At 56.6% G+C, this 25,129-nt stretch carries 27 protein-coding genes; 15 read left to right on the top strand and 12 right to left on the bottom strand.

Annotated features, from left to right (window positions below; genetic code table 11):
* Nucleotides 1–25 precede the first annotated feature (25 nt).
* Both arfB and HCU74_RS02115 read left to right on the top strand, forming a co-directional pair.
* Nucleotides 26–439 carry an alternative ribosome rescue aminoacyl-tRNA hydrolase ArfB gene (gene arfB, locus HCU74_RS02120; protein ID WP_168448739.1) on the top strand — a complete coding sequence of 138 codons (414 nt, stop codon included), beginning with the start codon at nt 26–28 and terminating at the stop codon, nt 437–439.
* A gap of 106 nt (nt 440–545) precedes the next feature.
* Complete coding sequence (locus tag HCU74_RS02115; protein ID WP_168448738.1) at nt 546–1,397, top strand: HDOD domain-containing protein; 852 nt, start codon at nt 546–548, stop codon at nt 1,395–1,397.
* A gap of 35 nt (nt 1,398–1,432) precedes the next feature.
* On the opposite strand, the gene HCU74_RS02110 is transcribed toward HCU74_RS02115, so the two are convergent.
* Nucleotides 1,433–2,206, bottom strand: coding sequence for a sulfite exporter TauE/SafE family protein (locus HCU74_RS02110; RefSeq protein WP_168448737.1), 774 nt, complete (start codon nt 2,204–2,206; stop codon nt 1,433–1,435).
* A 164-nt stretch (nt 2,207–2,370) separates the two neighbouring features.
* Between HCU74_RS02110 and HCU74_RS02105 the strand changes: the two genes are divergently transcribed.
* From HCU74_RS02105 to HCU74_RS02085, 5 genes are all read left to right on the top strand, one after another.
* Nucleotides 2,371–2,523 carry a hypothetical protein gene (locus HCU74_RS02105; protein WP_168448736.1) on the top strand — a complete coding sequence of 51 codons (153 nt, stop codon included), beginning with the start codon at nt 2,371–2,373 and terminating at the stop codon, nt 2,521–2,523.
* A 65-nt stretch (nt 2,524–2,588) separates the two neighbouring features.
* Nucleotides 2,589–5,237: an ATP-binding protein gene (locus HCU74_RS02100; RefSeq protein WP_168448735.1), complete on the top strand. Its 2,649-nt coding sequence runs from the start codon at nt 2,589–2,591 to the stop codon at nt 5,235–5,237.
* Nucleotides 5,238–5,242: 5 nt separating this feature from the next.
* Nucleotides 5,243–6,130 carry a diguanylate cyclase gene (locus HCU74_RS02095; protein WP_168448734.1) on the top strand — a complete coding sequence of 296 codons (888 nt, stop codon included), beginning with the start codon at nt 5,243–5,245 and terminating at the stop codon, nt 6,128–6,130.
* Between the two features lie 245 nt (nt 6,131–6,375).
* Nucleotides 6,376–7,119 carry an alpha/beta fold hydrolase gene (locus HCU74_RS02090; protein ID WP_168448733.1) on the top strand — a complete coding sequence of 248 codons (744 nt, stop codon included), beginning with the start codon at nt 6,376–6,378 and terminating at the stop codon, nt 7,117–7,119.
* Between the two features lie 112 nt (nt 7,120–7,231).
* A complete protein-coding gene (locus HCU74_RS02085; RefSeq protein ID WP_168448732.1) occupies nt 7,232–9,757 on the top strand; it encodes a TonB-dependent receptor plug domain-containing protein in 2,526 nt (841 codons plus the stop codon).
* Nucleotides 9,758–9,811: 54 nt separating this feature from the next.
* On the opposite strand, the gene HCU74_RS02080 is transcribed toward HCU74_RS02085, so the two are convergent.
* Genes HCU74_RS02080 through HCU74_RS02070 form a run of 3 tightly spaced genes read right to left on the bottom strand, consistent with a single transcriptional unit; the run spans nt 9,812 to nt 11,448 of the window.
* Nucleotides 9,812–10,477: a ChrR family anti-sigma-E factor gene (locus HCU74_RS02080; RefSeq protein ID WP_168448731.1), complete on the bottom strand. Its 666-nt coding sequence runs from the start codon at nt 10,475–10,477 to the stop codon at nt 9,812–9,814.
* Complete coding sequence (locus HCU74_RS02075) at nt 10,474–11,034, bottom strand: sigma-70 family RNA polymerase sigma factor (RefSeq protein WP_210425074.1); 561 nt, start codon at nt 11,032–11,034, stop codon at nt 10,474–10,476. Before HCU74_RS02075 ends, HCU74_RS02080 begins: the two co-directional genes overlap by 4 nt.
* 3 nt (nt 11,035–11,037) lie before the next feature.
* On the bottom strand, nt 11,038–11,448 hold the full coding sequence (locus tag HCU74_RS02070) for a DoxX family protein (RefSeq protein ID WP_168448730.1): 411 nt from the start codon (nt 11,446–11,448) through the stop codon (nt 11,038–11,040).
* 235 nt (nt 11,449–11,683) lie between these two features.
* On the opposite strand from HCU74_RS02070, the gene HCU74_RS02065 reads away from it, so the two are divergent.
* The 4 genes from HCU74_RS02065 (at nt 11,684) to HCU74_RS02050 (ending at nt 14,982) form a co-directional block, all read left to right on the top strand.
* Nucleotides 11,684–12,685: a cysteine synthase A gene (locus HCU74_RS02065; RefSeq protein ID WP_168448729.1), complete on the top strand. Its 1,002-nt coding sequence runs from the start codon at nt 11,684–11,686 to the stop codon at nt 12,683–12,685.
* Nucleotides 12,686–12,872: 187 nt separating this feature from the next.
* Nucleotides 12,873–13,448, top strand: coding sequence for a LemA family protein (locus HCU74_RS02060; RefSeq protein WP_168448728.1), 576 nt, complete (start codon nt 12,873–12,875; stop codon nt 13,446–13,448).
* Between the two features lie 12 nt (nt 13,449–13,460).
* Entirely contained in the window at nt 13,461–14,363 is a 903-nt protein-coding gene (locus tag HCU74_RS02055; protein ID WP_168448727.1) for a GIDE domain-containing protein, read from the top strand.
* Between the two features lie 13 nt (nt 14,364–14,376).
* The gene (locus tag HCU74_RS02050; RefSeq protein ID WP_168448726.1) at nt 14,377–14,982 is read left to right on the top strand and encodes a TetR/AcrR family transcriptional regulator; all 606 of its coding nucleotides are present in this window, start codon (nt 14,377–14,379) and stop codon (nt 14,980–14,982) included.
* Here the strand turns inward: HCU74_RS02050 and HCU74_RS02045 are convergent.
* A complete protein-coding gene (locus HCU74_RS02045) occupies nt 14,979–15,446 on the bottom strand; it encodes a DUF2489 domain-containing protein (RefSeq protein WP_168448725.1) in 468 nt (155 codons plus the stop codon). The two genes, HCU74_RS02050 and HCU74_RS02045, sit on opposite strands and share 4 nt — an antisense overlap.
* Before the next feature lie 103 nt (nt 15,447–15,549).
* Between HCU74_RS02045 and mtnA the strand changes: the two genes are divergently transcribed.
* Genes mtnA through mtnC form a run of 4 tightly spaced genes read left to right on the top strand, consistent with a single transcriptional unit; the run spans nt 15,550 to nt 18,543 of the window.
* Nucleotides 15,550–16,602: an S-methyl-5-thioribose-1-phosphate isomerase gene (gene mtnA / locus HCU74_RS02040; protein ID WP_210425073.1), complete on the top strand. Its 1,053-nt coding sequence runs from the start codon at nt 15,550–15,552 to the stop codon at nt 16,600–16,602.
* Nucleotides 16,602–17,225, top strand: a complete 624-nt coding sequence (locus HCU74_RS02035) for a methylthioribulose 1-phosphate dehydratase (protein WP_168448723.1) — start codon at nt 16,602–16,604, stop codon at nt 17,223–17,225. Before mtnA ends, HCU74_RS02035 begins: the two co-directional genes overlap by 1 nt.
* 23 nt (nt 17,226–17,248) lie before the next feature.
* Nucleotides 17,249–17,797, top strand: coding sequence for a 1,2-dihydroxy-3-keto-5-methylthiopentene dioxygenase (locus HCU74_RS02030; protein ID WP_168448722.1), 549 nt, complete (start codon nt 17,249–17,251; stop codon nt 17,795–17,797).
* A complete protein-coding gene (gene mtnC / locus HCU74_RS02025) occupies nt 17,794–18,543 on the top strand; it encodes an acireductone synthase (protein ID WP_168448721.1) in 750 nt (249 codons plus the stop codon). The genes HCU74_RS02030 and mtnC overlap by 4 nt, the downstream gene beginning before the upstream one ends.
* Before the next feature lie 12 nt (nt 18,544–18,555).
* Here mtnC and HCU74_RS02020 read toward each other — a convergent pair whose 3' ends face one another.
* The 7 genes from HCU74_RS02020 to HCU74_RS01990 all read right to left on the bottom strand — a co-directional run bounded on the left by HCU74_RS02020 (nt 18,556) and on the right by HCU74_RS01990 (nt 25,044).
* The gene (locus HCU74_RS02020) at nt 18,556–18,930 is read right to left on the bottom strand and encodes a DUF6491 family protein (RefSeq protein WP_168448720.1); all 375 of its coding nucleotides are present in this window, start codon (nt 18,928–18,930) and stop codon (nt 18,556–18,558) included.
* A 77-nt stretch (nt 18,931–19,007) separates the two neighbouring features.
* A complete protein-coding gene (locus HCU74_RS02015; RefSeq protein ID WP_168448719.1) occupies nt 19,008–19,781 on the bottom strand; it encodes an acetoacetate decarboxylase family protein in 774 nt (257 codons plus the stop codon).
* A gap of 45 nt (nt 19,782–19,826) precedes the next feature.
* Nucleotides 19,827–20,801, bottom strand: a complete 975-nt coding sequence (locus HCU74_RS02010) for a Rieske 2Fe-2S domain-containing protein (protein WP_168448718.1) — start codon at nt 20,799–20,801, stop codon at nt 19,827–19,829.
* 184 nt (nt 20,802–20,985) lie between these two features.
* On the bottom strand, nt 20,986–21,837 hold the full coding sequence (locus HCU74_RS02005; protein ID WP_168448717.1) for a tetratricopeptide repeat protein: 852 nt from the start codon (nt 21,835–21,837) through the stop codon (nt 20,986–20,988).
* Nucleotides 21,812–23,323 carry a purple acid phosphatase family protein gene (locus HCU74_RS02000; protein WP_168448716.1) on the bottom strand — a complete coding sequence of 504 codons (1,512 nt, stop codon included), beginning with the start codon at nt 23,321–23,323 and terminating at the stop codon, nt 21,812–21,814. Before HCU74_RS02000 ends, HCU74_RS02005 begins: the two co-directional genes overlap by 26 nt.
* A 171-nt stretch (nt 23,324–23,494) precedes the next feature.
* The gene (locus HCU74_RS01995; RefSeq protein ID WP_168448715.1) at nt 23,495–24,094 is read right to left on the bottom strand and encodes a TetR family transcriptional regulator; all 600 of its coding nucleotides are present in this window, start codon (nt 24,092–24,094) and stop codon (nt 23,495–23,497) included.
* A gap of 71 nt (nt 24,095–24,165) precedes the next feature.
* Nucleotides 24,166–25,044 carry an SDR family NAD(P)-dependent oxidoreductase gene (locus HCU74_RS01990; RefSeq protein ID WP_168448714.1) on the bottom strand — a complete coding sequence of 293 codons (879 nt, stop codon included), beginning with the start codon at nt 25,042–25,044 and terminating at the stop codon, nt 24,166–24,168.
* Nucleotides 25,045–25,129: the final 85 nt, after the last annotated feature.

The raw sequence follows: 25,129 nt of genomic DNA, 5'->3' as shown, positions 1-25,129 counted from the left end.
CACCACACCAACCGGATCGGAGCCCATGCTAGTTATATCCAACGCCGTCGCCCTGCCCGACAACGAGATCGAGCTTACTGCTATTCGTGCCCAGGGGGCCGGTGGACAAAACGTCAACAAGGTGTCTTCGGCCATCCATCTGCGCTTTGATATTCGCGCGTCGTCACTGCCTGAATTCTACAAGACCGAGCTGCTCAATTTGAAAGACCAGCGCGTCAGCAAGGACGGCATAATTGTGATCAAAGCTCAGCAGCATCGCACACAGGAGCAAAATCGGGAGGACGCACTGGAGCGCCTGCAAGCGCTGATTCGCAGCGTCGCGGTGGTGCGCAAAACCCGAAGGCCAACGCGACCGAGCAAAAGTTCCCAGGCCAAGCGCATGGATAAAAAGACCAAGCACAGCCGCATAAAGTCTCTTCGCGGCAAGGTGACCGAGTAAATCGGCCGCTCCTCCTCACAGGTCAGGGCTTGTTACTCCCTACTGACACAAAGACAACGCTTTTACCTCACCTCGGCTATGCTTAGAAAAAACCGAGGGGTTGTATATGCTGGATGCCAAAACCATGGTTGCCCGTGCCGGCAACCTGATTTCATTGCCCGGTGTCGCACTGGAGGTCAATCGCCAGCTGAAAGAGCCTCTTTGCAGTTTGAAAGATGTCGCTGCCATTATTGAAGCGGATACCGCACTGACCGCAAAGATACTGAAACTCGGAAATAGTGTGTTGCTGCGCAACCTCGACCCGGTAAATACCGTAGAGAAAGCGATTGGTCGCATCGGCTCACGCCGAATGCTGGACTTGGTGATGAGCATCGAAGTGGCACGCAGCTTCGATGGTATCGACAATGAACTGATCTCTATGGAAGATTTCTGGCGACACAGTATTTACACCGCTCTGGTCGCCCACGCCATCGCCGAGCGCTGCAAATCGGTGGAACCGGGCGAAGCCTTCACCGCCGGACTGCTCCACGATGTCGGCCAGCTCATCATGTACAGCACTGTCGGTGAGCAGGTTGAAGAGTGTGTAGCCCGTAGCCGCGACCCACATGAGACCAGCCCCAGCCACGTCATTGAACAGGACGTGTTCGACTTCGACCACACCAACGTCGGGCTGGAACTCGCGCTGCAATGGCAGCTGCCACGTTCCCTGCAGGAGTCAATATACAGCCACCATCAGCCGGAAAAACTGGGCCACCCCAGTGACCTGACAATGGTGGTACACATGGCCAACAGCCTCGCGATGCTGTGTGAGACTGATAGCACGGATAACCCGGAGGTACCCGCCATAAGCGACGGCGCATGGAGCCAACTGGGCATTGCCCGCTCACAGATTGGCGAGCTTATCGACATTGGCAAACAACAGGCAGACAGCTTATTAACCGCCTTTATCAGTGATTAAGCCCGACCCCAGCCATTCCCCCGCGGCGGCCAACCCTAATTCAACAGTGCCGCCACGCTGGCGACCACGGTCATTACGAACAAAAACCACTTCAGCGCCGTTTGACTGGTACGCATGGCAATTCTCACCCCCAGGCGAGCTCCCACCACCGTGCCCAGGGCCAATACCAGACCCGGCACCCATTCAATCAGCCCCTGCCAGATAAAGATCGCCAACGCGACTACCGTTAAGGCGCTGGTGCAAAGCATTTTCAGCGCGTTGCTTCGCAGCAGATCGTAGCGCAGCGACCCGGCCAGCGCCGCAATCAGAATAAAGCCCACGCCGGCCTGCACAAAGCCACCATAAATGCCCGCCAAAAAAAGCACCCACCAGGCCGACCGCGAATCGGCGACCTTGGTCGGAGGTGTACCCGGCGGCGGCGCGATGGTGTCCGGTTTGAGCAAAATCAGCAGGCTCATCGCCACCATGGCCAGCAACAGTGCCGGTTTTAATAACTCCTGAGGCGCGCCAACAGCAGCGACTGTGCCCAGCAGCGAACCAATGAGTGTCGGCGTCACGATCGCCGGGGCATCGTCAAGGGGCATTACCGCTCGTTTGGAAAACCCCCTTACCGCCGCCAGCGACTGTAACAACACCCCTACCCGATTCGTGGCATTGGCCACATCGGCGGGCAAACCCATCACCATCAAGGCGGGCAGGGTGAGGTTAGAGCCGCCCCCCGCCAAGGTGTTAATGATGCCCGCTGCAATCCCAAGGGCAATCAGCATTGCGGCAAACGAGGGTTCTATAGGGATAAAAGACGGCCACATGGGTTTTCCAGAATAAAATTAGCGACGTTTAGACTGTTTTGTCCTATCAGGCCGCCGGAAGAAACTGTTATCTCCCTGATACGTCTAAGTATTATCGCGAATCCCAAAAATTGACGCGAAAGATATACTCACTGCTAACTCAGTTAATAACAGCAGGCAAGGAAATGAGAAGCAATCAATCTCTGGGCCTCCCCCTTATCGCCAATATCGCCCTCTTGGGCGTGACTGGCGGACTTACTCAGCTCGGCGTGGGGCTGGCGCCTGTTATTGCTGTCGTGACGGTGGTGTTAGTCTGCATCTCAGCGACCCACGGCTAGTATGCCACAGCGACGCACCTGTCGCTGTGGCAACCCAATGACTTAATCAGGCTCACTGAGACCCTATGTCGCTACTGAAGCAGCTCGTACTCAGCTTTTGCATATTCGCCCTGCTTCCGCTTATCATTTTTGGTGCCGTCGACTACTCACATTCCGTACGCTACCTGAAATCCTCGGCCTTGAACGAACTCCATGCGATCAGTGCCATTCAGGTCGAGCGCCTGCATGGCCAGCTGAACCAGCACCGCGACCGGGTTCAACTCATTGCCAGCAACCCCGACCTGAAAAGCTATTTATACGACTATGCCAATGAGGGCCAGATCGACACCGGTCGCGTTGCCGTCAGTCTGGAAAACGCCATTATGGCGATCAGCAGCGTCAAGGCGGTCAGTATTTACGACCTCGACAACCGCCTTATCACCTCAGTGGTCGCCCCCGGGCGAACGATCAGCAACGACGAAGCGCATATCGAAGCGAACGCCTCCAAGCCCCCGGTTGAACTCGATTTCGATGCCGAACGCAGTGAAATTCACCTGACTCAGGACGTTATGCATTTTGGCGACAAAGTGGGCAGCCTCAGTGTGACCACCGACGCGCGCTATTTCACCCGTATTTTCACCACCTACAACGGTTTTGGCGAAAGTGGCGAGTCGATATTGTTTCAGCTGGACAACGCTGGCCAGGTGACTCCCCTGCATCCGCTTCGGTTCGCCACGGGCAATTCACTTCGCGCAGCCCCACTAAACCAGCCTGTTTCCGCGCAACGTATGGAATACAGCGATGCCTTCGACTATCGCGGCGAAGCCGTCATGGCCAGCGGCCGGGTTTTGCCCGAGTTGGGTTGGGGAATCATGGTTAAAAAAGATGTCGCTGAGATACTGCACCCGGCAAATGCCATTCTGGCGCGCCTGAACGCGGCAATTCTTATCATTGCTGCACTGGCCGTTTTTTTCGCCTACAAGGTCGCCAGTTATATTTACGCCCCCATTCGCGCACTTGCCACGCTGGCGAGATCGGTGCAGTCCGGCGACCTCAGCCAGCGGGCCAACTTCCGCGATCTCGGCGAGATCGGCATCCTTGCCCGCGCCATGGACGGAATGATCGACCGCCTCACCCAGGACAATGCCGAGCTGGAAAAAATCGTCGAACAGCGCACTTCCGAGGCCCACGCAGCGCGCTTGCGCGCCGAGGAAAAAACCCGAATGCAGTCGGAATTTCTCGCCAATATGAGCCACGAAATCCGCACACCGATGAACGGCATCATCGGTGTCGCCAATCTGCTTAAAACCACGCCACTCAGCAAAGAACAGCTCGAATATATTGATATTCTCGAACACTCCGGCAGCTCACTATTGGTCATCATTAACGATATTCTCGATCTGTCAAAACTGCGCAGTGGCAAGCTGGAACTGAGCCAATCTGACTTTGATCTGCATCAGGAGTTACAGCTGCTCATAAGGGAATTCCGCGATACCGCAGCCCGCAAACAGCTGAGTCTGGAACTGCAGATCGAGCCCTCAGCACCCCGCTGGGTACACGGCGACCCGGTCAGATTGAAGCAGATTTTGGTCAACCTTATCGGCAATGGGCTGAAGTTCACCCAGCGCGGCGGCGTCAGCCTCAGCCTTCGACAGGAAGGCGAGCAACTGGAGTTTACCGTCCGCGACACAGGCATTGGCATAGAGCAACAGGATCTCGACAAAATTTTCGATGCGTTCACCCAGATCGATGGCAGTCTTACACGGAGAGCCGGAGGCACCGGTCTGGGACTGTCCATTGTTCATCAGTTGGTACTGCAAATGCAGGGGCAGATACTTTGCGACAGCGCGGTAAACAAGGGCAGCACATTTATCCTTCGCCTTCCCCTTAATGCCGCCCAAAGCACGCCGTCGCCGCCCCCCCATTTAACGCTTTTGCCCGGCAAAAAGCCCGCACCTGCACGGAAATCCCTGTCACTGCTGATCGCCGAAGACAATACAGTGAACCAGCGCATCATCAGCGACTTATTGGCATCCCGAGGGCATAAACTGACCATCGTCAGCAATGGCGCCGAGGCGGTTCGGGAGTTTCAGTCACAGCCCTTCGACAAAATTCTCATGGACGTGCAAATGCCAGTCATGGACGGATTAGCCGCATCGCGCAAAATCCGTGAACTTGAGCCCCAAAACGGGCATCATATACCCATCATTGCCCTTACTGCCCATGCCATGGCCGATGATAAAGAGCGCTGTATTACAGCAGGTATGAGCCAATATTTAAGTAAACCGATTGATCCGGAGCAATTGATACACCAGGTTGAGGGCCTCCCTTATCCGACTGATGAAATGCCACTAACGCCGGCCAATTGCGAGGGCTTAGTGCCAAAGGACATGCTGCAAATGATTCTAGATGAAGCCCGCGTAAGGGATATCACCCATAACAAGCCCGCCTTGATTGCGACAATTGCGCAGCTTTTCCTCAGCGAACTCCCTGAAATGACAGATGAAATAGACCGCGTCCTCGCCCAAGGTGACAGAAAACAGCTATCCTCATCAGTACACCGAATAAAAAGCGCACTCGGCAATTTTTCGTCGAAGGCCTTTTATGACGAAGTTGCTGAATTGGAAACCAACGCCCAATGTCAGGATCTGAGCGAGTGGACGACACAGTGGCAGGCAGCAAAGGACAAACTGGGCCAGATGAGCGACGAATTAAAAGTTCTGGCAGGTATCTGACGTCTATGGATATCTTGATTGTTGACGACGACCCCATCACCCGCCTGGCATTGTGCGCGGCAGTAGAGGAATGGTCCTTTGTTCCGTTGGTCGCCGGCAACGCAGAAGACGCCCTCAGACTCCTGTCGGGTGACACCCCGCCACATTTACTTATCATTGACTGGTCGATGCCCGGCATGAGCGGGCCCGAGCTGTGTAAAAAGCTGCGCGAACGCCCGGACGGCCAGTTTTTCTACATTCTGATGCTCACCGGCAAAGATGGTAACGACGCCGTCGTCGAGGCAATGGAGTCCGGCGCCGATGACTTCCTCAGCAAGCCCTTTGATCCGCGCATACTGAAAGTTCGCCTGGGAGCAGGCAGCCGCATTGTCCGCCTGGAGCAAACACTGAACCAGCTGGCATCGCGCGACGCCCTCACCCAGTGCTGGAATCGGCGCATGATCGACGAGCTGATGAGCTCTTCCATTGCGGAATCAAACCGCAAGGGTACGCCGCTGACACTGATGGTGATCGACATCGACCACTTCAAAAACGTGAACGACACCTACGGCCACGCCAGTGGCGACATCGCCCTCAAGCACACGGTGGACATACTCAACCAGAACCTGCGTGAGTACGACCAGGTAGGTCGTTACGGTGGCGAGGAATTTGTGGTGTTGCTGCCCTCCACCGACAAAAGCTCGGCCTGGGGGATTGCCGAACGCATTCGCTCATCCATTCAATACTCACCGGCAATTATCAGCGACGCCGAGACGATTCCTCTGACCGTGAGTATTGGCTTGGCGGAAGTCCGCAACGGCAACGAAACACCTCTGTCGCTGTTCGAACGGGCCGACAAAGCCCTCTACACCGCCAAGCAAAAAGGTCGCAATCGCGTCATTTTCGACGACTAGCAGCCTATTATGTGTCGTTGTTGAAGCCATCGGCCAGACTAAACCGGCAAAGACGCGGCATTTATTCAGCATAAACGCCGTTTGAGCCGCTTTTTACGCCGCTCGACAAGCAGACTATTCTCCCCCTGTCTATACGCAACACAGCTGCTTAGACATCCCATGATTTAGGATTAATATACTCGGATTAAATAAACTCGATGCGGCAGCGCGTAATCGGATATGAATAACCACAACGAGACACGCCGATGACCACCATATCTCCACCCTGTCTGGGCGATTCCCTCGCGGAATTCTGGCGCGCGAGCAGCGAATGTCGTCGCCTCGCCAGTGAATACCGGCAGCTCGCCGCACAACCCATGGGCGACGGTCACCCGGTGCTGTGCATCCCCGGCTACGGCGGCGCCGACGGCTGCATGTTGGCCCTGCGCTACTGGCTGAAACGCTGGCACTATCGAGCCGAACCCTGGGGATTGGGGCGAAACATGCCCGCAGAGCGCATTACCCAACTGGAACAAATGCAGGAATTCCAACGTAGCAAGGTCGCGGCTCTCGCCCGGCGTATCGAGACGCTGGCACGGCACAGCGGTGAACAGGTCAGCCTTATCGGCTGGAGCCTCGGCGGCCTGTACGCCAACGCTCTGGCCCAACACCACCCCGAACACCTGCGCCAGGTGATTACCCTTGGCACCCCTTTTGGCGATCCCCGGGGCACCGCCGCCTGGGCGGTGCTCAAACGCCTCAATCGCAGCACCACCGACGACGCCAATCATGATATTGCCGGCTGGACACACCACAATAACGGCCCTCGAAGCGTTCCCACCACCGTGCTCTACAGCCCCTGCGACGGTATTGTGTCGCCGGAGATTGCCTGTCTGAATGGCGACAATATTGAAAATATTGCGGTGCGCTCCAGCCACCTTGGTTTCGCCTGGAACCCCACCGTGCACCGCGCCATCGCGCAAATTCTCGCCCGCCCCCGGCAGCGTTGAATCTAATAGCGTGAGCCGGCCCTAGTACAAATGGCTTATGGCCCCACTATAGTTAATGTGATTTAACTAAGCCCTGCTGCATAACAATAATGAAACCAGTCGGAGCGCATTTGTGAAGAGAACTCTACCTGTTACTGCCGGGCTGTGCCTGATCGCCGCATCAGCCAGCTCGCACGTCATCGCCCAATCTGCTACACGCACTTTAGAGGAGGTTATCGTTACGGCTCAGAAAAAAACCGAGTCGCTCCAGGACACTCCAATTTCACTGACCGCGTTTGGGGAAGAGCGGCTGGAAATCGATGGCATCGGCAGTCTGGTTGATATTGGCTCCAAAGTGCCCAGCCTGACCATCGAGCCTTTTCCCATCAACAATGCCACCCTGCGAATCTTTATCCGCGGCATTGGCATCTCCGACGTGCAAGTCACCCAGGATCCGCCTATAGGCATCTACGTCGACGGCGTCTACATCGCGCGCTCCACTGGCACCGCGCTGGACGTGGCGGAATTGCAGCGGATCGAAGTCTTGCGGGGGCCACAGGGCACGCTCTACGGCCGTAACACCACCGGTGGTGCGATCAATCTGGTCACCAAGCGACCAACGACCGAAGCCTTTGAGCTAAAGCAGAAATTCACCCTTGGAAACCGTGGCTTGCTCACCTCCAAAACCTCGGCAAACGTACCCATCTCCGACACAGTCGCCGCTAAATTGGCGTATTTACACACCGAAATGGAGGGTTTCATTGAAAATACCGGGCCCGGGGGAGATTTCGGCGACCGCGAGGTGGATGGTTTCCGCATCGACCTGCGCTGGGACATCAATGACAGCACTACCCTCGACTACGCCTACGACAGCTCCGACTACGAGTACTACAACTACAATTATCAATCGATACGCCCCGCAGTACAGAATAAGGGACAGGCCGAACCGGTGCGCGAGTACGCGGTGTCAGAGTCAAAGCACAGCGACAAGCGCTTCACGCATATGGCGACGGCCCGCGCCTTCGAGCCCTCTATCACTGAGATTGAAGGGCATGCGCTGATCTTCACCAAGGATTTCGAGAACTTTCAGTTCAAATACGTCGGCGCCTACCGCGAATTATTTGACGCCGCCTACGCGGATCTTGGCGGCGGCCTTGGCTCGGAAGACTACCGTGTCGATTCCAACGAGTATTGCGGCCCCGCCGCCCGGGCACAAACCGGTCAGGACTGCCTGCCCTTGGTGGTACCGGAGATTTCCCAGGAGCAAACCTCCCACGAACTTCAGCTCAGTGGTGTACTGTTTGACGACAGTCTCGACTATATCGTCGGCCTCTACTATTTCGAGGAAGACGCCACCGAAGACAATGCTCCGATACACCACCAGTTCAGTTCAAAAATCAGCGAGGGGGTGTTCCCTGTTCCCGCGGTGGGGGGCGTGCTGCTGAGTGGCGGCGATGCCCGCATCGTCAATATGCTGTCGCAACGCTACGATATCGCCAATACCGCCAAAGCGGTGTTCGGGCAGTTCACCTGGACCCCGAACATCCTCGACAATCGAATACATCTGACCTTTGGTGCGCGCTACTCCAAGGACCACCGGCAGGCGCTCAAAAACCAGACCGACAAAACCTACCTTGAGCTGCGTAACAGCAATACCGCCTTTGATATGCAGGACGCCGGCGCGCTGCAACCGGTACTGGCCGCGGGCGGCTTTCTGCTTCCCGGCGACCGCGCCTTTGACAATGTGTTTGCAGCCCAGGATTTCACCGACAGCTCCTTCAGCTTCATCGCCGAGTTCGACCTCACCGAGGACATCAACCTTTACGGCAAGTTTATTCAGGCGTACAAGTCGGGCGGTTTTAACACCCGCGATCCCCAGCGCGGCAGTACCGGCGAGGCCTCCGGGCCCAATACCCCCGAGGGACGGGGCGACGATACCGACTCAGAGGCCCCGGATGGTATTGTTTACGGCTTTGGTTTTGCCGATGGTTTCGAGGAAGAGCACGTGGATTCCATCGAGGCGGGGATTAAAAGCGAACTGATGGACCGCCGGCTAAGGGTGAACGCCAATATTTTCTACAGCGAATACACCGATATTCAGCTGAATTTCATCCTCGCGGGTACCGTCGCCGACACCAAGGTCACCAACGCCGGCGAAGCGGAAATGCGCGGTCTGGAAGCTGATGTCACCTTTATTGCGACCGACACCATCGTACTCATGCTCAATTACGCCTTCCTCGACGCCGAGGTCACCCAGGCGACCGATCGTCAGGGCAACGATGTGACCGACAGCTTTGGTTTCTATTCAGCCCCCAAACACAGCTATACCGCCGCCGCCGACATCACCCTGGCCGCGGGCGACTGGGGTGCTATGTCTGCCAATATCAGCTACAACTACATGGCCGAGCGCAACGGCGGTGTGCGCAGCCACAATGCGGTGAATACCTTTATTGGCGAATACGGCTTGTTGAATGGAAGACTGAGCCTCAACGATATGCCCGCTGGCAAACACGGCGCTCTGAATATCGGCTTGTGGGGAAAAAATCTACTCGACGAAGAGTATGAAATCACTGCTATCGACAACCTGCCCCACAGCGATCGCTCGGTAATTTGGGGCGAACCCCGCACCTATGGTGTCGATATCATCTATCAGTATTAAGCTGGGCAGGAGACCGGCGGAAGACCTCTGTGTCCAGAGCTCTTCCGTCAGGTATCAGATTCGAATAAAGGGTTGTAGCATCCTGGCGATAATGCCTCTGAACGCCAACGGTGCGTCCATTCCGGCAAGACAAATACAGTCTTCGTCGTCATCGGCAATGGGCTGGTGCTCAACCGACCCATCCAGGTCGGCGAAATCACCGGCATTGAATTTGCCCAGTGCATCACTGTAGCCGCCGCGCAGAATCAGGGTCAACTCATTGCCACGATGGCTGTGCACCGGCATTTTCTTGCCCGCGGCGATGCGCAGCAAAAAGGCATCTCCCTCATCGCAGGCAATTTTTAACTGCTTCATTCCCGGCACAATGGTTTTCCACGGCAGGTCGTCATAACGCTCAGCGGGTAACAATTTCGACAACATTGGCGGAATCTCTCCCGCCGTCTCGGCAACAGGGGCAGCGACAACAGGACGCACAGGCTCGGGTGAGGGTTCATCAAGCATCGCCAGCACCGCTTCGCGGCGATCATTTCCCAAGGGCTTGGCCTCAAGGGAGGCCATTAATTCGCCACCCACAGATTCCGCCCTGGCCAGCTCACCTTTGCACCGCTGACAGTTTTGCAGGTGACAGCCGACAACCAGGGCCATTGCGGCAGGCAGCGAACCAGCAGCATAGCTGTATAGCGTCTCGTCAGTGGGATGATGGACAATCTTACTCATCATTCAGCCTCTAAAAAATGCTGCCGAAAACTTCGTATCGCCAGCCGCAAACTCGATTTCACACTTCCCAGGGGCATGCCTGTTTCCTCAGCAATTTCACTATGACTCTTCCCCTCGTAGTATGACTTGTAGACAACACTGGCCTGATTGCCGGGCAAATCGCCCATTACCGCCAACAAGCGGTCGCCATCAGCGTCCAGAGTCGGGTCGTAATCCACCAGCTCGCTGATTTCGTCCTCCGACTCATAGGCAATGCCGCGCTGTTTACGCAATTTATCTATCCATAGATTTCGCGCCACCCGAAACAACCAGGTACTCACCGCCGCCTTCTCGCGCTTGTACAGGTGGGCCTTGTTCCACAGGGCCAACAGGGCCTCCTGGGTCAGGTCCTCCGCTGCAGAGGCTTCGACCCCCTGTCCCTGAAGATAGGAATTTACCCGCGGGGAAAAGTGATCAAAAATCTGCATAAAGCTCTCTTTGTCGCGCTGCTGCGCAACCCGCTCCATACAGTCCGCCCAAAAGGCGCCGTTAATTGGGGCAGTATCAACATCATCTGCCATGAATTAGCCTCGTGTTGTTGTTACGTTATTATCATTGAGGCGGATCACTCGGCGACGATCATCGCCCGTGGCCCATAGAATCGCGCCAATGAGCACAAATTGCAGGGGAATACGCAGCCATAACAAGGTGGTGTCAGAGTCTGGCCCACCGGACTCCAGATAAAGTTGATAGATATTGGCGGGTAGCACCGCCAGACAATAGAGCGCCATCACACGCCCCACCTTTACCCGCAGCGAGAGCACGAAAATCAGCGGGGCAATGGCGAGTTCAAACACTCCGGTCGCCCATACGACCCACTTGGGAAAGGGCAGCATCGGCGGCACAATCGCCGCGAAATCATCGACAAACAGGAAGTGCGCCAGTCCACCGCTAATAAAAAACAACAGGATCAACCAACGCATTACACTTTTCACATTACGCCCCAAATCGCCGCCAACAGGGCAATTGTCCAACACCCCGATTATCACCGACCATCCCGGTCAGCCGTCCATCGCCCAACGCGTGAACACAAGTTCCCCCAGTATCGCCTCTTGCGCTACGTTTGCCAAACCGATCGTGCAGTTCGGGCGCGCTAAATACACGTCCGTGCTTGTCGCCCCGCGCCCGCACCGATACCATGCAACTATCTATACGGAGTATTGTAGGCCAATGACTTATAAGAGCATGCCGGAGTTGATCGGCAACACCCCACTGATCCACCTCAAACAAGTGTCTGAACTCACCGGATGTACCATTCTTGGCAAAGCGGAATTTCTGAACCCCGGCGGATCGGTAAAAGATCGCACCGCTCTCGGTATTATCCGTGATGCAGAACAGAACGGTACGCTGCGCCCCGGTGGCACGATTGTCGAGGGCACCGCGGGCAACACCGGTATTGGCCTCACGCTGATCGCCAACGCCCTCGGCTACAAAACCGTGGTCGTCATGCCCCAAAGCCAGAGCCGGGAAAAAATTGAACTGCTGGACCTGTACGGCGCCGATTTGCGCCTTGTTATGGCAACGGGTTACAGCGACCCGAATCACTACATACACACTGCTCGACGACTGGCAGAAAGCCTGAACGAGACCGAAGAAAACGGCGCCATTTGGGCGCGCCAGTTTGACAATACCGCCAACGCCAGAATCCATGAAGAAACCACTGGTCGGGAAATCTGGGAACAGACCGACGGCAAGGTCGATGGCTTTATCTGCGCGGTTGGCACCGGCGGCACCCTGGCCGGGGTGAGTCGGGCCCTGAAAGCCCGCAACAAGGATATCCGTATCGGCATCGCCGACCCCCAGGGCTCTGCCTTGTACAACTACTACACTACCGGCGAGCTGCACGGCGAAGGCCGCTCCATTGCCGAGGGCATCGGTATCAGCCTGATTACCGATAACCTCCGTCTGGCCGAAGTAGACTTCGCCTGCCAGCCCACCGATGCCGAAGCCCTGCCCTATATTTTCGATATGCTGAAAAACGAAGGGCTGTGTCTGGGTGGCTCCTCTGCGGTGAATATCGCCGGGGCCGTGTCCCTCGCGCGGGAACTGGGGCCGGGGCACACAATTGTGACCATCCTCTGCGACTACGGCGATCGCTACAAAAGCAAGCTTTACAACCCGGTATTCCTTGAAAATATGGGTTTGCCGACCCCAAGCTGGAAAATAAACTGAGCTCAACCGCGACAGGCGCCGCAAAACAGACTTTTTTTGCGGCATTTCCGCCAGCAAGGATTTAGTGCAGCACCTGCTTGGATATACTACATACTGCTATTCGCCGTTACAGAGGCCATCGTGGCGACGCAGCGCATGTGAACAGCCCCCGCAACCCCGATAGACATAAGACAAAAGAGAGAGCGATATGGAAATTGGCACTATGGTATTTCTCGCTGTGGTAGTGTTTGCCGTCCTGTACCTGGTCATGATGTATAACGGTCTGGTGAATCTGAAGCACAACGTCTCCAAACACCTCGCCAATATTGACGTATTGCTCAAGCAACGCCACGACGAACTACCTAAACTGGTGGAAACCTGCCGCCAATATATGACCTTTGAGCAGGACACTCTTGAAAAGGTGATCAAGGCACGGCAACAGGTGGCCACCGCCCAGGCTAGCCACGACATGCCCGCGCTGGGCCAGGCAGAAACCGGGCTGCGCGCCAACCTCGGCAGCTTGTTTGCGCTGGCAGAGAACTATCCTGACCTCAAGGCCGACAGTGCTTTCCAGTCACTGCAGACGCGCATTTCTGCCCTGGAAAATGCCATTGCCGACCGCCGCGAGGTCTACAACGAGGCGGTCAATAACAACAATGTGCGCATTGAGCAATTCCCCGATGTCATTATTGCCCGCTGGTTTAACTTTAAAGCCTTTGACCTGCTGCAGTTCGACAAGGGCGAATTGACCGACGTGGATATGAAATCGCTGTTTCGCAGCTAAGGCTGCGTCGGCGTGGACTACCTCCCCCATATTATCTGCGGTCTGATCGCCCCGCTGGCCGCCTGGTTCAGTATTCGGCGGCTGACCCGCGCCCGCCTGATCGAAGACACCCCAACATCGAAAATTCGCTCCGCCCCTCAGGGCTATGTCGAATTGATGGGGCACATCAGCCGCGAGGACAACACGCCCCCACTGCTCAGCCGCCTGAGCAACACCCCCTGCCAGTGGTTTCGCTACCGTATTGAACGCTACGAGCGCCGCGGCAAGAATTCCAGCTGGCGCACCCTGGAAAGCAAAAGCAGCGAGCGCGCCTTTATCCTCAGCGACGGCACAGGCCAGTGCTACGTGCAGCCCCAACGCGCCGACATCAGCAGTCATCGTAAAAGGGTCTGGCACGGGCATTCCCGCTACCCCGGCACCGACGATGGCGGACTACTCTCGGGCCTGCTCGGCTCCCGCTATCGCTATACCGAGGAGTTGCTGTGTGACAACGACCTGATCTATGCCCTGGGTTATTTCCAGACCCGGCACCCCCCCAGCGACAGTGAGCTGAATCAGCAGCGCATGGCCGACATACTCAACGAGTGGAAGCAGGACTACGACGGTCTGATTGCCCGGTTTGACCGCGACGGCGACGGCAATATCGACCTGCAGGAGTGGGAACTCGCCCGTCGTGAAGCCCTGCGAAAAGCGGAGCGGGAACGCCGCAACCAGCCCCCCGCCGACGCAATTAATATGCTGAGCTATTCGCCGAGCCGCCAACAACCGTTTATCATTGCTACTTCGGAGCCGGAATCCCTCAGCCGCCGCTACCGCTGGCAATCCCTGGGGCTGCTTATCCTCAGCCTCGCCTGCGCCGCCGGATTGGCCTGGCTCCTACTGCAAGAGCGCACTATCGCGCCACTGACACACTGAATAGGAAAGCATCATGGCCAGGCGCCGCAATACCAAAGAGCGCATACTCCAAGTCGCCGAGGAACTGTTTGCCCAGCAGGGCTTTGCCGCCACATCAGTCAGTGAAATTGCGGCTCAGGTGGGAATCAGCAGTCCCGGCATTTACAAGCACTACAACAACAAACTGGCGATATACGAAGAGGTTTGCGGGCGCCTGATGGCCCCTCTGGCGGAAGCCACCGACAAGCTGGACGCCGCATCGAACTTCCACGAAATGAGTCAACAGATTCAAGTGGTAATGACTGAGTTAAGCACCAAACCCAATATTGCCAGACTAGTGCAACACGCCACCCTCGCCAGGGACGAAACCCTCGACTTGCTTAGCGACCGTTGGTATCGCCGTTTTTTTTCCTTTATCAGCGACAGTGCCAACAACCCGGACAGCGAATGGATTAATGTGCCGACCGCAATGGCCTTCCACTGCATGATTCTCGGCTACGTCACCCTCGCTCCCCTGCACGAATCAATTTTTGGTTTCGACCCCCTGCAAAAGGAGTCGCTGGACGACCAGCTTAAGCTGCAACACAGCCTGGTAAGCGGACTGAACCGTTTGGTGGAAAAGTTCCCCAAGCGGGATTAAGCGCTCGCTCCCAGACGCTGTGCAGCCTCCAGCATCTGTGCTTTGCTGTTTTCCTCGATACTGTCCATCTCCGCGCGAAACTGATCCCGCTGTTCGCGGCTCAATTCCCGCCACTGCTGGTGGGTGGGAATATGTGCCAGCGCCGCCGCCACGTCGCGAAATACTTGCCCCTGAGCCACCACCGCGGCGGGCACCTGCGGCTGGTCCAGCAATACGGCAATACGCAGTGCTGCCTCGCTCGCCCCAACCTGACCGTCGATGAAACAGCGCGCCAGCACCTTTACAGATTCCACCGCATCCAGCGACTGACTTGCAGGCGCCGCCTCAGGTTGCTGTATCTGCACCACCGCTGCCGCAGCTTGTTTCTGGCGGCGCAGCGCCAACAATAAATACCCCGCGTAGGCGGCCAGAGCCAAAATAATCACCCCGGCCAGTACCAACCAAAACCACACCGATTCCATCATCGCCCTTTACCCGTTTCCAGCATACGAAATTCGCTATTTTACCTGCTATGAGCCGAAGACACCCTGCTTTATAATGGCGCCCCTGAAAAACGGAGGCTGCCCCTTGTCTACACCCGATGCAATCCGCTGGCACAACGACCAACTGCAACTGCTCGATCAGCGCCGCCTGCCGGCTCATTGTGACTACCTGAGCTACGACGATGCAGAGTCCGTCGCCACGGCTATTCGCGATATGGTGGTACGTGGCGCCCCCGCCATCGGTATTACCGCCGCCTACGGCATGGCTCTCGCCGCCCGGCGCTGCACCTCACAACCCAGTGTGGCGGCCTGGACACAGGCCCTCGACACACCTCGCAGAGCGCTGGCCGACAGCCGTCCCACCGCGGTAAATCTGTTCTGGGCCTTGCAGCGCTGCGACAGCATCATTGAGCAATATGGCAATGGCGGCGATGTTGCCGGCGCACTGCTGGAGTTGGCCAAGGCGCTCCACGCTGAAGATATTCATATCAACCGGCGTATCGGCGACCACGGGGCAAGCCTCATACCAGAAAACAGCATTGTTTATACTCACTGCAATGCCGGTGCACTGGCCACCGGCGGTTACGGCACAGCGCTGGGTGTCATCCGCTCAGCCTGGCGCGACGGACGGCTGCGCGGCGTTATCGCCGGGGAAACCCGCCCGTGGATGCAGGGTGCCCGCCTCACCAGTTGGGAATTAATGCAGGACAATATTCCGGTCACCCTAGCCATAGAGGGCGCCGCCGCACAGTTGATGCGGGAGTTGCGCCCCAGCTGGGTCATTGTCGGCGCCGACCGGGTCGCCGCCAATGGCGATGCCGCCAACAAAATCGGCACCTACAACCTGGCCATCATCGCCCGACATCACGGCGTGAAGGTGATGGTTGCCGCACCGACAAGCACCTTCGACCGCAACATCGATGGGCCTCAAATCCCCATCGAGCAACGCCCTGCCGAGGAAATTACCCACAGCTACGGCCAACGCGTGGCCCCGGAGGGCTGTCAGGTCAGCAATCCGGCCTTTGACGTTACCCCCGCCGCCCTCATTGACGCCATCGTTACCGAGCACGGCGTTATTTACCAGCCAGATCGCGAGCGCGTTCTCGCCCATCTGAATGCCGCCGAGGATGCCCAGTAATGAAGAAAACCAAAACCTTTTACGACAAAGCCATCGCCCTGGCCGCTGCCGGCAGCGAACTGTATGACCGGGGCTGGGTACCCGCGACCAGCGGCAATTTTTCACTGCGGCTGGACGACGAACTGGCGCTGTTGACCGCTTCCGGCAAACACAAGGGTCGCCTCGCGCCCACCGACTTTATCGCGGTAGATTTCGACGGCAGGCCCGTCACCGACGGCAAGCCCTCAGCGGAAACCCTGCTGCACACTCAGTTGTATAAGCGTTTTCCTACGGTGGGCGCGGTGCTGCACTGCCATTCGACAAATGCCACCCTGTTGTCACGGCTGCTGGCCGACAGCGGCGCCATTCAACTGACCGACTACGAACTATTGAAGGCCTTTGACGGCATAGACACCCACGCCGGCAGTGTGGCTATTCCCATATTCGACAATACCCAGGATATTGCCGCGCTGGCCAACGAAGTGGATCAGTATTTGCTAGAGCACCCTGAGTGTCCCGGTTATCTGATTCGCGGACACGGACTGTATTGCTGGGGACAATGTCTGGACACCTGTATGCGCAATCTGGAAGCACTGGAATTTATGCTCCACTGTGAACTGGAAATGCATCGGCTCACTCGCTAACCCCGGATCAGAAGACGAACCCTATGACTCAACTACAGATTTTCGCCGACACGTCCCCCGCAGCCGCCCTGAAAACGAGCACTGATGCCCACGAAATTGGCGCACTTATGGCCGAAGTAGGCGTGCGCTTTGAGCAGTGGCCCACCCGCGACGACGTCAAGGCCGGCGATAGTCAGGAAGCCGTACTTGCCGCCTACCGACCACAGGTCGAGGCACTGGTAGCAGAGCAGGGTTACCAAACCGTGGACGTCATCAGCCTGCGCAGCGACAACCCCGCCAAAAATGAACTGCGCCAGAAATTCCTTTCCGAGCACCACCACACTGAAGACGAGGTACGCTTTTTCGTGAATGGTCAGGGTCTGTTTGCCCTGCATATCGGCGACAAGGTTTACGAAATTTGCTGTGAACAGGGCGATCTGCTCAGTGTGCCCGCCAATACGCTACACTGGTTCGACCTGGGCCCCAACCCGGAACTGGTCGCTATTCGCTTTTTCAACAACCCCGACGGCTGGGTGGCTCACTACAGTGGCAGCGACATCGCCGACGGTTTTTCTCGACTGGAAAATACATGATTAAAGCGATCGTCACAGATATAGAAGGCACCACGAGTTCTATCGATTTCGTGCACGAGGTGCTGTTTCCCTATTCCACGGCGGCCCTGCCGGACTATGTGCGCCGGCACCGCGGAGAAAAGCGCGTGGCCGCCCTGCTTAACGATGTCGCCGCCCGCGCCAAGCTCTCGGTTGATGACACCGAAGGACAAATCCAACAGTTGCTCGACTGGATTGCCGCCGACAAAAAGATCACCCCACTGAAAAGCTTGCAGGGACTGATTTGGGAAAGCGGCTACCGCAACGGCGAGTTCAAGGCCCACGTCTATGCCGACGCGGTCGAGCAGCTGAAAGCCTGGCACCAGCAGGGTATCGAGCTCTACGTTTACAGCTCCGGTTCAATCTTCGCCCAGAAGCTGTTCTTCGGCTACAGCGAGGGCGGCGATCTGCGATTTCTGTTTAACGATTATTTCGACACTACCAGCGGCCCCAAGCGCGATGCCGCCTCCTACCGCAATATTGCGCGCAGCATCGACAAACCCCCACAGGAAATTCTGTTTCTATCTGATATTGTGGAAGAACTGGATGCGGCACAAGCAGCCAATATGCATACCGTGTGGGTACAACGTGAAGCGACAGGCACCGCTCTCGTTGAGCAGCCTCCCCATGTGTCAGTGAGCAGCTTCAATGACATTGCCCCCACCAGCTTCGGCAAAGGCGGCAGTAAAACCGCCCCCCGCCAACAGCAGCAACAGGCTCAACAGTAACCCCCAGCCACTTCAATCGCTTAAATAAAGGCGCTGCATATGCGCCACTGCGCACTCCCGGTCACCGGATTCACCGGTCAGTACCACTGGATCAACGCGGGTAAACAACTGCCCGCTGCCAGCCAGGGAGACCTCGCGCATATTGGGCTCGACCATACAGTCGCTGAAAAATCTCAGCAGATAATTGCCGTACTCGCTACTTATCACCAGATGACGGCTATCGACGTATTGCCAGGCGCGAATCCCCAGCCGTTCAATTGCCGCGACGTTCTGGCCGGGGCGATAACCTAGATCAGCAAGCGCTCCTCCCAGCTCGGGCGCTCGGTCGGAGTTTATCGACGTGCAGCCTGATAACAACACTACGCACAAAAACGCACGGCTCTTCATGGAATTTCCTCTGCTTGGCAAGGACTATGACCGGGTCGACACCGGTTCGTTCGCCATAGTCCTTTCCGGGGAAATCCCTATTCTACGGCTTTCGGCCCACCGTTTTCACCCGGCCAACGAGAGCCACCGATAGTGTCTGCAAAGGGAATGAAGGCCTCGGGATCCAGGGGCGCGTCCAGGGTGATTTGGCGATCCAGAAAGATCGGCGTCCACAACCAGGCATCTGCCTCGCCACGCATTGGCAACTGACTGGCTACCGGGTCCCAGGGGCTATCGATCAACGTCACCTTGCCCTGCAATTTTTCCACATGGGCGGTGCCATATTTGGAATACACCCGCACAACATGGGGTGGAAAATCCCAATCAGGCTTGGTCATATCGACACCGCGCAGATGTTTTATCCACCATTCATTGGTCTCTATTTCGGGGGGAATCTCCCCTTCACCGGTCACCTGCCCACTGAACTCCAGAAACGTATAACCGCGATGACTGACCTTGGCACTGACGAAATCCATCAACCGAAAGTACCGGGTTTCGCCATAGTATTTAGGCTGCCCCCAGCGCTCGTGGCTACCGTAAATGGCCGCCTCCTGGTCGATAGCAATACCCAGGGTGTACTCCCCTTCAATGCCATTGAAGTTCGCATCGACATTCACTACGCAGCCATACTCCGGTTCATTCAGCACCGGAAAGTTATAGATTGTGATGGTCACTCCCGGTTGTCTACCCGGCTCAATACCCGGCGGCAGCAGGCGAGCGATATTTTCCGGGTCCGTCATATAGCGGATTTTCAGCATCGGCCAATTCAGAATATCACCGGGTTTACCCATAGGGGCCGTGGTCGTTGTCATAGCATGTCCTCGTTATTATTGATGTCGCAAATGCCACCGTCGCAATCAGGCAACATAGAACTGGTTAAACCATTTTCGGTATTTGGCAATCGGACCGTCGCCGTCGCACAGGGTGGGTTCTTCGAGATAGATCTTGTTTTCCCAAATGGGAATATCCTGCCCCACCTGGCGCACAATCTCGTCGCGAAAACCATTGCCGTACAACGCGTTTTCCTCGCTCTGCTCCCGCGGCATACTGAAATTGAAGCGCATATGAATACGCTGGTCGTCGATGGGGGTAATGGTGCCCATCATCACAATGTCGAACATGCGGGAAAACTTCTGAAAGGTTTGGCCGGGGCCGTAGGAGCTGGTTTCCAAACGTCCCATATCGAAATTTTCACCACTGAGGTCGACATTGCCGTGCTCATCGATAGCGTGCTGCAAACTATCCATTACCGTGCTGCGTCGATAACCATCAATATTGACCTCGCCCACCGGCATCTCCGGCGACTCGTGCACTGTCACAAAGTGGGCGATATCTACCGCATTCTCACCGGTCTCCTGAATGATCGCGTTGATCTGCCATTCATAGACATCAATGGCCGACCATTCGTCAGAATGCAGTTCCGGGTGCTTCTCTACCTCCCATTGCGGGGGCGCGTCGCTGGGGTGATACCAGGCCCAGATCATCTGATTCAATTCGACCACCGGGTAGGTGCGCAGCGCCTGTTTATCAACCACCTTCGGCGGCATATTTTTGGCGTAGGGCACATTCTTGCAGAAGCCGTCACCACCAAACTCCCAGGCGTGGAAGGGGCATGCGATATTCTCGCCCTTCACCTTGCCCCCGTGCCCAAGGTGGGCCCCCAAATGGGGGCAATGGGCGTCGATCAATGAGGCCTCTCCCGACTCAGTGCGAAACAGCACCAAATCGCGACCGAAGTAACGCAGCGGCTTCACCTCGCCGACATCCAACGCCGTACAGTAGTCAATGGCAAACCAGCCACAGGGAATGGGCTTGTTATATCGCTTATTCATGCTTTCCCTCAAAAAAGGTAACCGTGATGTAAAAAAAGTATACGGTTTACTTATTTTGGTCAAGCACCAATTTCGGGGACAGACCCCGGGGTCTGTCCCCGAAGCCAGCTTTTCGGCATAAGACGCCTTTTATAAATTTTTGGTAATGTTGGGGACAGACCCTGGGGTCTGTCCCCAAAGGGGATTATTGGCTGGCGAGTCGTTTTTTAAGGGGAAGGAGTTCGGTGTTGAGCTGATCGATAACCGCCGGGGTTTGGCGACGTTGGGCGAGAAGGTTTTCGGCAATGGCGATGTGGTGTCTGGCGCGGTCGATATCGCCATCGGAATAATACAGTGCCGCGGTTTTGCTGTGCCAGAAAGGGGAGCTATGGCTTGCGGCGGACAGCGCTTTCATTCGAACAATCGCGGCGGCATAGCGGCCCTGTGTCTGCTCGATGGAAATCGCCAGATTCTGCAACTGGGGAATGGGCCCTGTCGCCGCCATGCGTGTGTCGAGTAGCGCCAGTGCCTGTTCCGGAGCCCCGCTGGCAAGGTAGAGTTCGGCTGCCTGGCGGTAGTAGCCGCTCGCAGAATTCGGCCGCACTTGGAAGAGCCGCTGGTAATCGGCCAGGGCATCGGCGTTTTTCCCCAGGCTAACCAGCACCTCGGCACGCTTCATCAATGCCTGATAGTGGCGAGGGTTTTCCACCAATACCTGGTCAAATTTACGGCGGGCAGCTTCAAGACGTCCGGCCCTGCGAAGCAATTCTCCCCGCGCAAAATTCGCGCTCTCGCCATGCCCCAGCCTTTCTACTCGACGCAGATCCGCAAAAGCATCTTTCATATGGCCAATTTCCGCAAAGGAATAGGCCCGGCGAAGATACAGTTCAGCATTGTCAGGGCTATGGGCGATTTTGCTGCTCAGATAGCCCAGCAAACGCCCTTCCGAGGGGCCGGCCTCAACAACAGCACTGAACGGTACAAGACCCCAGACCAGCAGGCCCAGCAATGCTCGCCGGACCGACAGGGTGTTAACGCTGCATAATAAAATGGTCACGAACTTCTCCTGAGTCATCGATAAACCGCGCTACCAAGGTGTTCTTTCCAGCATCGACCACCACCGAGCCGAGGATGTCGCCGGTGCTGTAGAAAAATGCCGGATGTCCCTCGGGATCAGACATCCCCGTCGCCTGCCCGGAGTTACCCGCCACGGTGTACACCACCTTGTCATCGGCACCGCTATTGGTGATCTGGCGATACGCTTCATCGCCCTGCCCTGTAGCAGGCTGGTTGGCGCTGTTCAGCTCTGCATGTTCCTCGGGATCAAAGGTGGTCGAAAGGCCTGTGTGGCCACTGAGATAAAACGAGCGCTCATAGGAATGGCTGTGGCCGCCATAGACCAGGTCCACACCATAGGCTTCAAACACCGGGTTAAACTGTTCACGCATATCGAAAATAGGCTGATCCACGCCACCTGCTGTACTATCCGAGTCGTGGCTGCCCTTGGTGTAGGGAGGATGATGGAAAATCACAATCGTCCAATCGGCGACGTTGGCTTGCAGGTCGGCAGTGACCCACTCCCGCATCGCTGCCATATTGGCCGCATCGCGGGTAGACACCTGGGAATCCAGGCTGATGACATGCACATTGCCGTAGTCAAAGGAGTAATACTGCTCCGTGCCGCTGGGCACCCCGCCATTTTCGCCCTGGGTAGGGAAGGAGTGAATATTCAGGTAGGGCATCGGCGAATCGGGAACCGTGTCGGCAATCCCTGTGGCAGGGCTGTAAAGATCCACCGAAGCCGCGGTGGACAAACCGCCGCTGCCCATTTCATGGTTGCCAATGGTCGACCACATACCTGTTGTAGCCAGAGTATCGGTGTACAGGTCAAACACCGCCGTTTGAAACTGGGCGTCGGTTCCATCCAGGTAGGCATTATCACCAAGCATCAAAAACAGATCAGCCGCTTCGCCGCCGTTCGCTGCCACCCAGGCATTAAAACCATCGCGCACCGCCCGCTGGCCACCGGCATTATCCCCCCTATCCAGCAGTGGTGAACTGGAGGTACCCGGATCACCCACGATCCAGATGCGCGTATTGCCATCGGCGGGGACAGCACCGGTCAGCGGCGCGGTGCGAAAGCTGAAACGCGGGTCAGTACTCGCGGCACCGCCCACAGAATAATAATACTTTGTGTCCGGTTTAAGCCCGGTAATCAAGGCTTCGCGATGGCGTGTTTCCGTGACCACCGCCACCGTCTGGCTCGATGCTGGCAGGGCGTTGTGATCGACGCCAAAGCACACCACGTCGCCGCTCTGCGCGACATCAAGCGGTGCGTTGCGCCACTTGATAATGACCCGGTCGCTACCCAATTGCTGCAAAAACAGCCTTTCAGGTGCTATGGCTTCGCCGTCACAAAGGGCGACTGGTTCAGCAGGTGGCCCGGCATTGCGCGCCGGTGACGAACTGGAGCCGCCACAGGCCGCCAGCAGGCACAGGCTGAAAGCACAAAGTGTAGAGAGAGGAAGAAAAGAGGGTTTCATAACCAGAATTTCCGACACTGATTCAAAGCACCATGTATTCATGGCGCAGGGAGATTGGAGATTGCGAGACAGACGAGTACGTTGACGCCCTGAATCCTAGTCGAGAAATATTTCAGCTACGTTACAAACTCCACGGAATATCCCGATGGCATAGCCCGAAGACGACGCCCCCTACAACATGCTGGCCGACAGGAACTCCAGCAGCTCAGCATAGCGATGGGCGGAGTCATAGTCGGGGTCGTGTACCCAATTCAGCGTAATCGCATTGAGCATGCCCACGGTCATTTCGGCGCAGAAGGCCACGCTGAGCCCTGGGCGCAATGCTGTCTTGTTGTGCTCAAACAAACGCAGAAAGATGCCGTTGATTTCCGCCAATTGCACACCGCCCTGCTTTAGGTTGGCGGAGAGTGCCCCTACCGAATAGGCGATAAGTTCCCGCTCAACACCACCGGCGTACTGCTCGCGGTGTACAAACACGTCGATAATATCCCGTAACTGCTCCTTGAACGGCTTGCCACTGGCAATCGCGTCGTCAATCAGCTGCGCGGTGCTTTGCAGCAACTCTGCCTGCACCAGCTCCGCCATCAGGTCATGTTTGGTCGCGTAATAGTTGTAGAAGGTTTTCTTGGCGACATCGACACAATCGCAGATCGCGTCAATGGTCAGTCCCTCCACACCGTGCAGTTCTATCAGGCGCAGGGTTTCCTTGCGAATAGACTCCCTGACTGCGAGTTTTTTACGCTCGCGCCGCCCAAGTTGCGATGCTGGCACGACATTCCCCCTCGACTGAGACAAAGCGGGAATCTTAGCCTATTGCCTGCGGCGGAGCCATTGCCTGCGGTTTACAGAACATCCGGCACCGTGGGGGTAGTGCCCTGCAAAATGCTGTCGGTTCTGGCGACAAACGCCGCTCGCGACTTGTCCGACATCGGGCTGATCCAGAACTTTTCGGCGCGAATTCCGTCCAGGGCAAACCGGGCCACTTCTTCCGGCTCAGTGGTCTGCAAGGTCATCTCATACTGGGCCATAATGGCTTTCATATCCTCCACTGAATGGATACCGGAATCCGGCTTGTTCGGGTCTTCGGGCAGGTCCTCGGGGCGATTGCGCTCAGAGTTAAAAATTCCCGTGTTTACCACGTGGGGACCGGGGAACAGCGCATTGACCTTCACCGGCGACTGGGCCGCCTGTAACTGATAGTGAAGGTTTTCGGTAATGGCCTGCACCGCCGCCTTGCTGGCGGTATAAATCGGAGTGTTTGGCAACATCAGGAAGGCACCGTTGCCCGAGCCAGTGACCACAAAATGGGCCTCCCGCTGCTGCGCCACCAATTGAGGCAAAAACGCATTGATGGTGTGAATCAAGCCCCAGGTGTTAACGCGAAAGCCCCACTCCCAATCATTCAGATTGTATTCCCACATATTGCCCGCCTCGCCGGTGCCGACCCCCGCATTGGCAAACACCAGGTCGATATGGTCGAAGCGCTGCACCGCTCCACTCACCAGGGCGGCCATTGACTCAGCGCTGGTGACATCGGCACGCAGGGCCATGCAGTCGCAGTTCATCGCCTCCAGTTCAGTCACTGTGCGATCCAGGGCAGCCTGCTCAATGTCAGCAATAACAACCTTTGCGCCCTCCGCCGCCAATGCCAGCGCCAACGCTCTGCCCACACCACTGCCGCCACCCGTAATCACTGCGACCTTGCCGGAAAAGTCCTTCATTGCTCTGCCTCTTTATTGTGGATTGTTGGTTTGTTACCTGCACCGGAGTTCAGCGCGACAACACAAATAAATCTACTTGTGAATA

It is taken from the genome of Spongiibacter thalassae, from assembly GCF_012272835.1.
GTDB lineage: Bacteria > Pseudomonadota > Gammaproteobacteria > Pseudomonadales > Spongiibacteraceae > Spongiibacter > Spongiibacter thalassae.
Note: the sequence above shows the minus strand (reverse complement) of the source record. Positions and strands in the feature narration are given on the sequence as shown.

What these genes read in the sequence shown, in the direction of transcription:
- HCU74_RS02035 (WP_168448723.1), top strand. Translation starts at nt 16,602, where the DNA reads ATGAAGAAAACCAAAACCTTTTACGACAAAGCCATCGCCCTGGCCGCT.
- HCU74_RS02045 (WP_168448725.1), bottom strand. Translation starts at nt 15,446, where the DNA reads ATGATGGAATCGGTGTGGTTTTGGTTGGTACTGGCCGGGGTGATTATT.
- HCU74_RS02060 (WP_168448728.1), top strand. Translation starts at nt 12,873, where the DNA reads ATGGAAATTGGCACTATGGTATTTCTCGCTGTGGTAGTGTTTGCCGTC.
- HCU74_RS02115 (WP_168448738.1), top strand. Translation starts at nt 546, where the DNA reads ATGCTGGATGCCAAAACCATGGTTGCCCGTGCCGGCAACCTGATTTCA.
- HCU74_RS02105 (WP_168448736.1), top strand. Translation starts at nt 2,371, where the DNA reads ATGAGAAGCAATCAATCTCTGGGCCTCCCCCTTATCGCCAATATCGCC.
- HCU74_RS01990 (WP_168448714.1), bottom strand. Translation starts at nt 25,044, where the DNA reads ATGAAGGACTTTTCCGGCAAGGTCGCAGTGATTACGGGTGGCGGCAGT.
- HCU74_RS02100 (WP_168448735.1), top strand. Translation starts at nt 2,589, where the DNA reads ATGTCGCTACTGAAGCAGCTCGTACTCAGCTTTTGCATATTCGCCCTG.
- HCU74_RS02020 (WP_168448720.1), bottom strand. Translation starts at nt 18,930, where the DNA reads ATGAAGAGCCGTGCGTTTTTGTGCGTAGTGTTGTTATCAGGCTGCACG.
- mtnC (WP_168448721.1), top strand. Translation starts at nt 17,794, where the DNA reads ATGATTAAAGCGATCGTCACAGATATAGAAGGCACCACGAGTTCTATC.
- HCU74_RS02050 (WP_168448726.1), top strand. Translation starts at nt 14,377, where the DNA reads ATGGCCAGGCGCCGCAATACCAAAGAGCGCATACTCCAAGTCGCCGAG.
- HCU74_RS02090 (WP_168448733.1), top strand. Translation starts at nt 6,376, where the DNA reads ATGACCACCATATCTCCACCCTGTCTGGGCGATTCCCTCGCGGAATTC.
- HCU74_RS02010 (WP_168448718.1), bottom strand. Translation starts at nt 20,801, where the DNA reads ATGAATAAGCGATATAACAAGCCCATTCCCTGTGGCTGGTTTGCCATT.
- HCU74_RS02080 (WP_168448731.1), bottom strand. Translation starts at nt 10,477, where the DNA reads ATGATGAGTAAGATTGTCCATCATCCCACTGACGAGACGCTATACAGC.
- HCU74_RS02095 (WP_168448734.1), top strand. Translation starts at nt 5,243, where the DNA reads ATGGATATCTTGATTGTTGACGACGACCCCATCACCCGCCTGGCATTG.
- HCU74_RS02030 (WP_168448722.1), top strand. Translation starts at nt 17,249, where the DNA reads ATGACTCAACTACAGATTTTCGCCGACACGTCCCCCGCAGCCGCCCTG.
- arfB (WP_168448739.1), top strand. Translation starts at nt 26, where the DNA reads ATGCTAGTTATATCCAACGCCGTCGCCCTGCCCGACAACGAGATCGAG.
- HCU74_RS02000 (WP_168448716.1), bottom strand. Translation starts at nt 23,323, where the DNA reads ATGAAACCCTCTTTTCTTCCTCTCTCTACACTTTGTGCTTTCAGCCTG.
- HCU74_RS02075 (WP_210425074.1), bottom strand. Translation starts at nt 11,034, where the DNA reads ATGGCAGATGATGTTGATACTGCCCCAATTAACGGCGCCTTTTGGGCG.
- HCU74_RS02015 (WP_168448719.1), bottom strand. Translation starts at nt 19,781, where the DNA reads ATGACAACGACCACGGCCCCTATGGGTAAACCCGGTGATATTCTGAAT.
- HCU74_RS02110 (WP_168448737.1), bottom strand. Translation starts at nt 2,206, where the DNA reads ATGTGGCCGTCTTTTATCCCTATAGAACCCTCGTTTGCCGCAATGCTG.
- HCU74_RS02065 (WP_168448729.1), top strand. Translation starts at nt 11,684, where the DNA reads ATGACTTATAAGAGCATGCCGGAGTTGATCGGCAACACCCCACTGATC.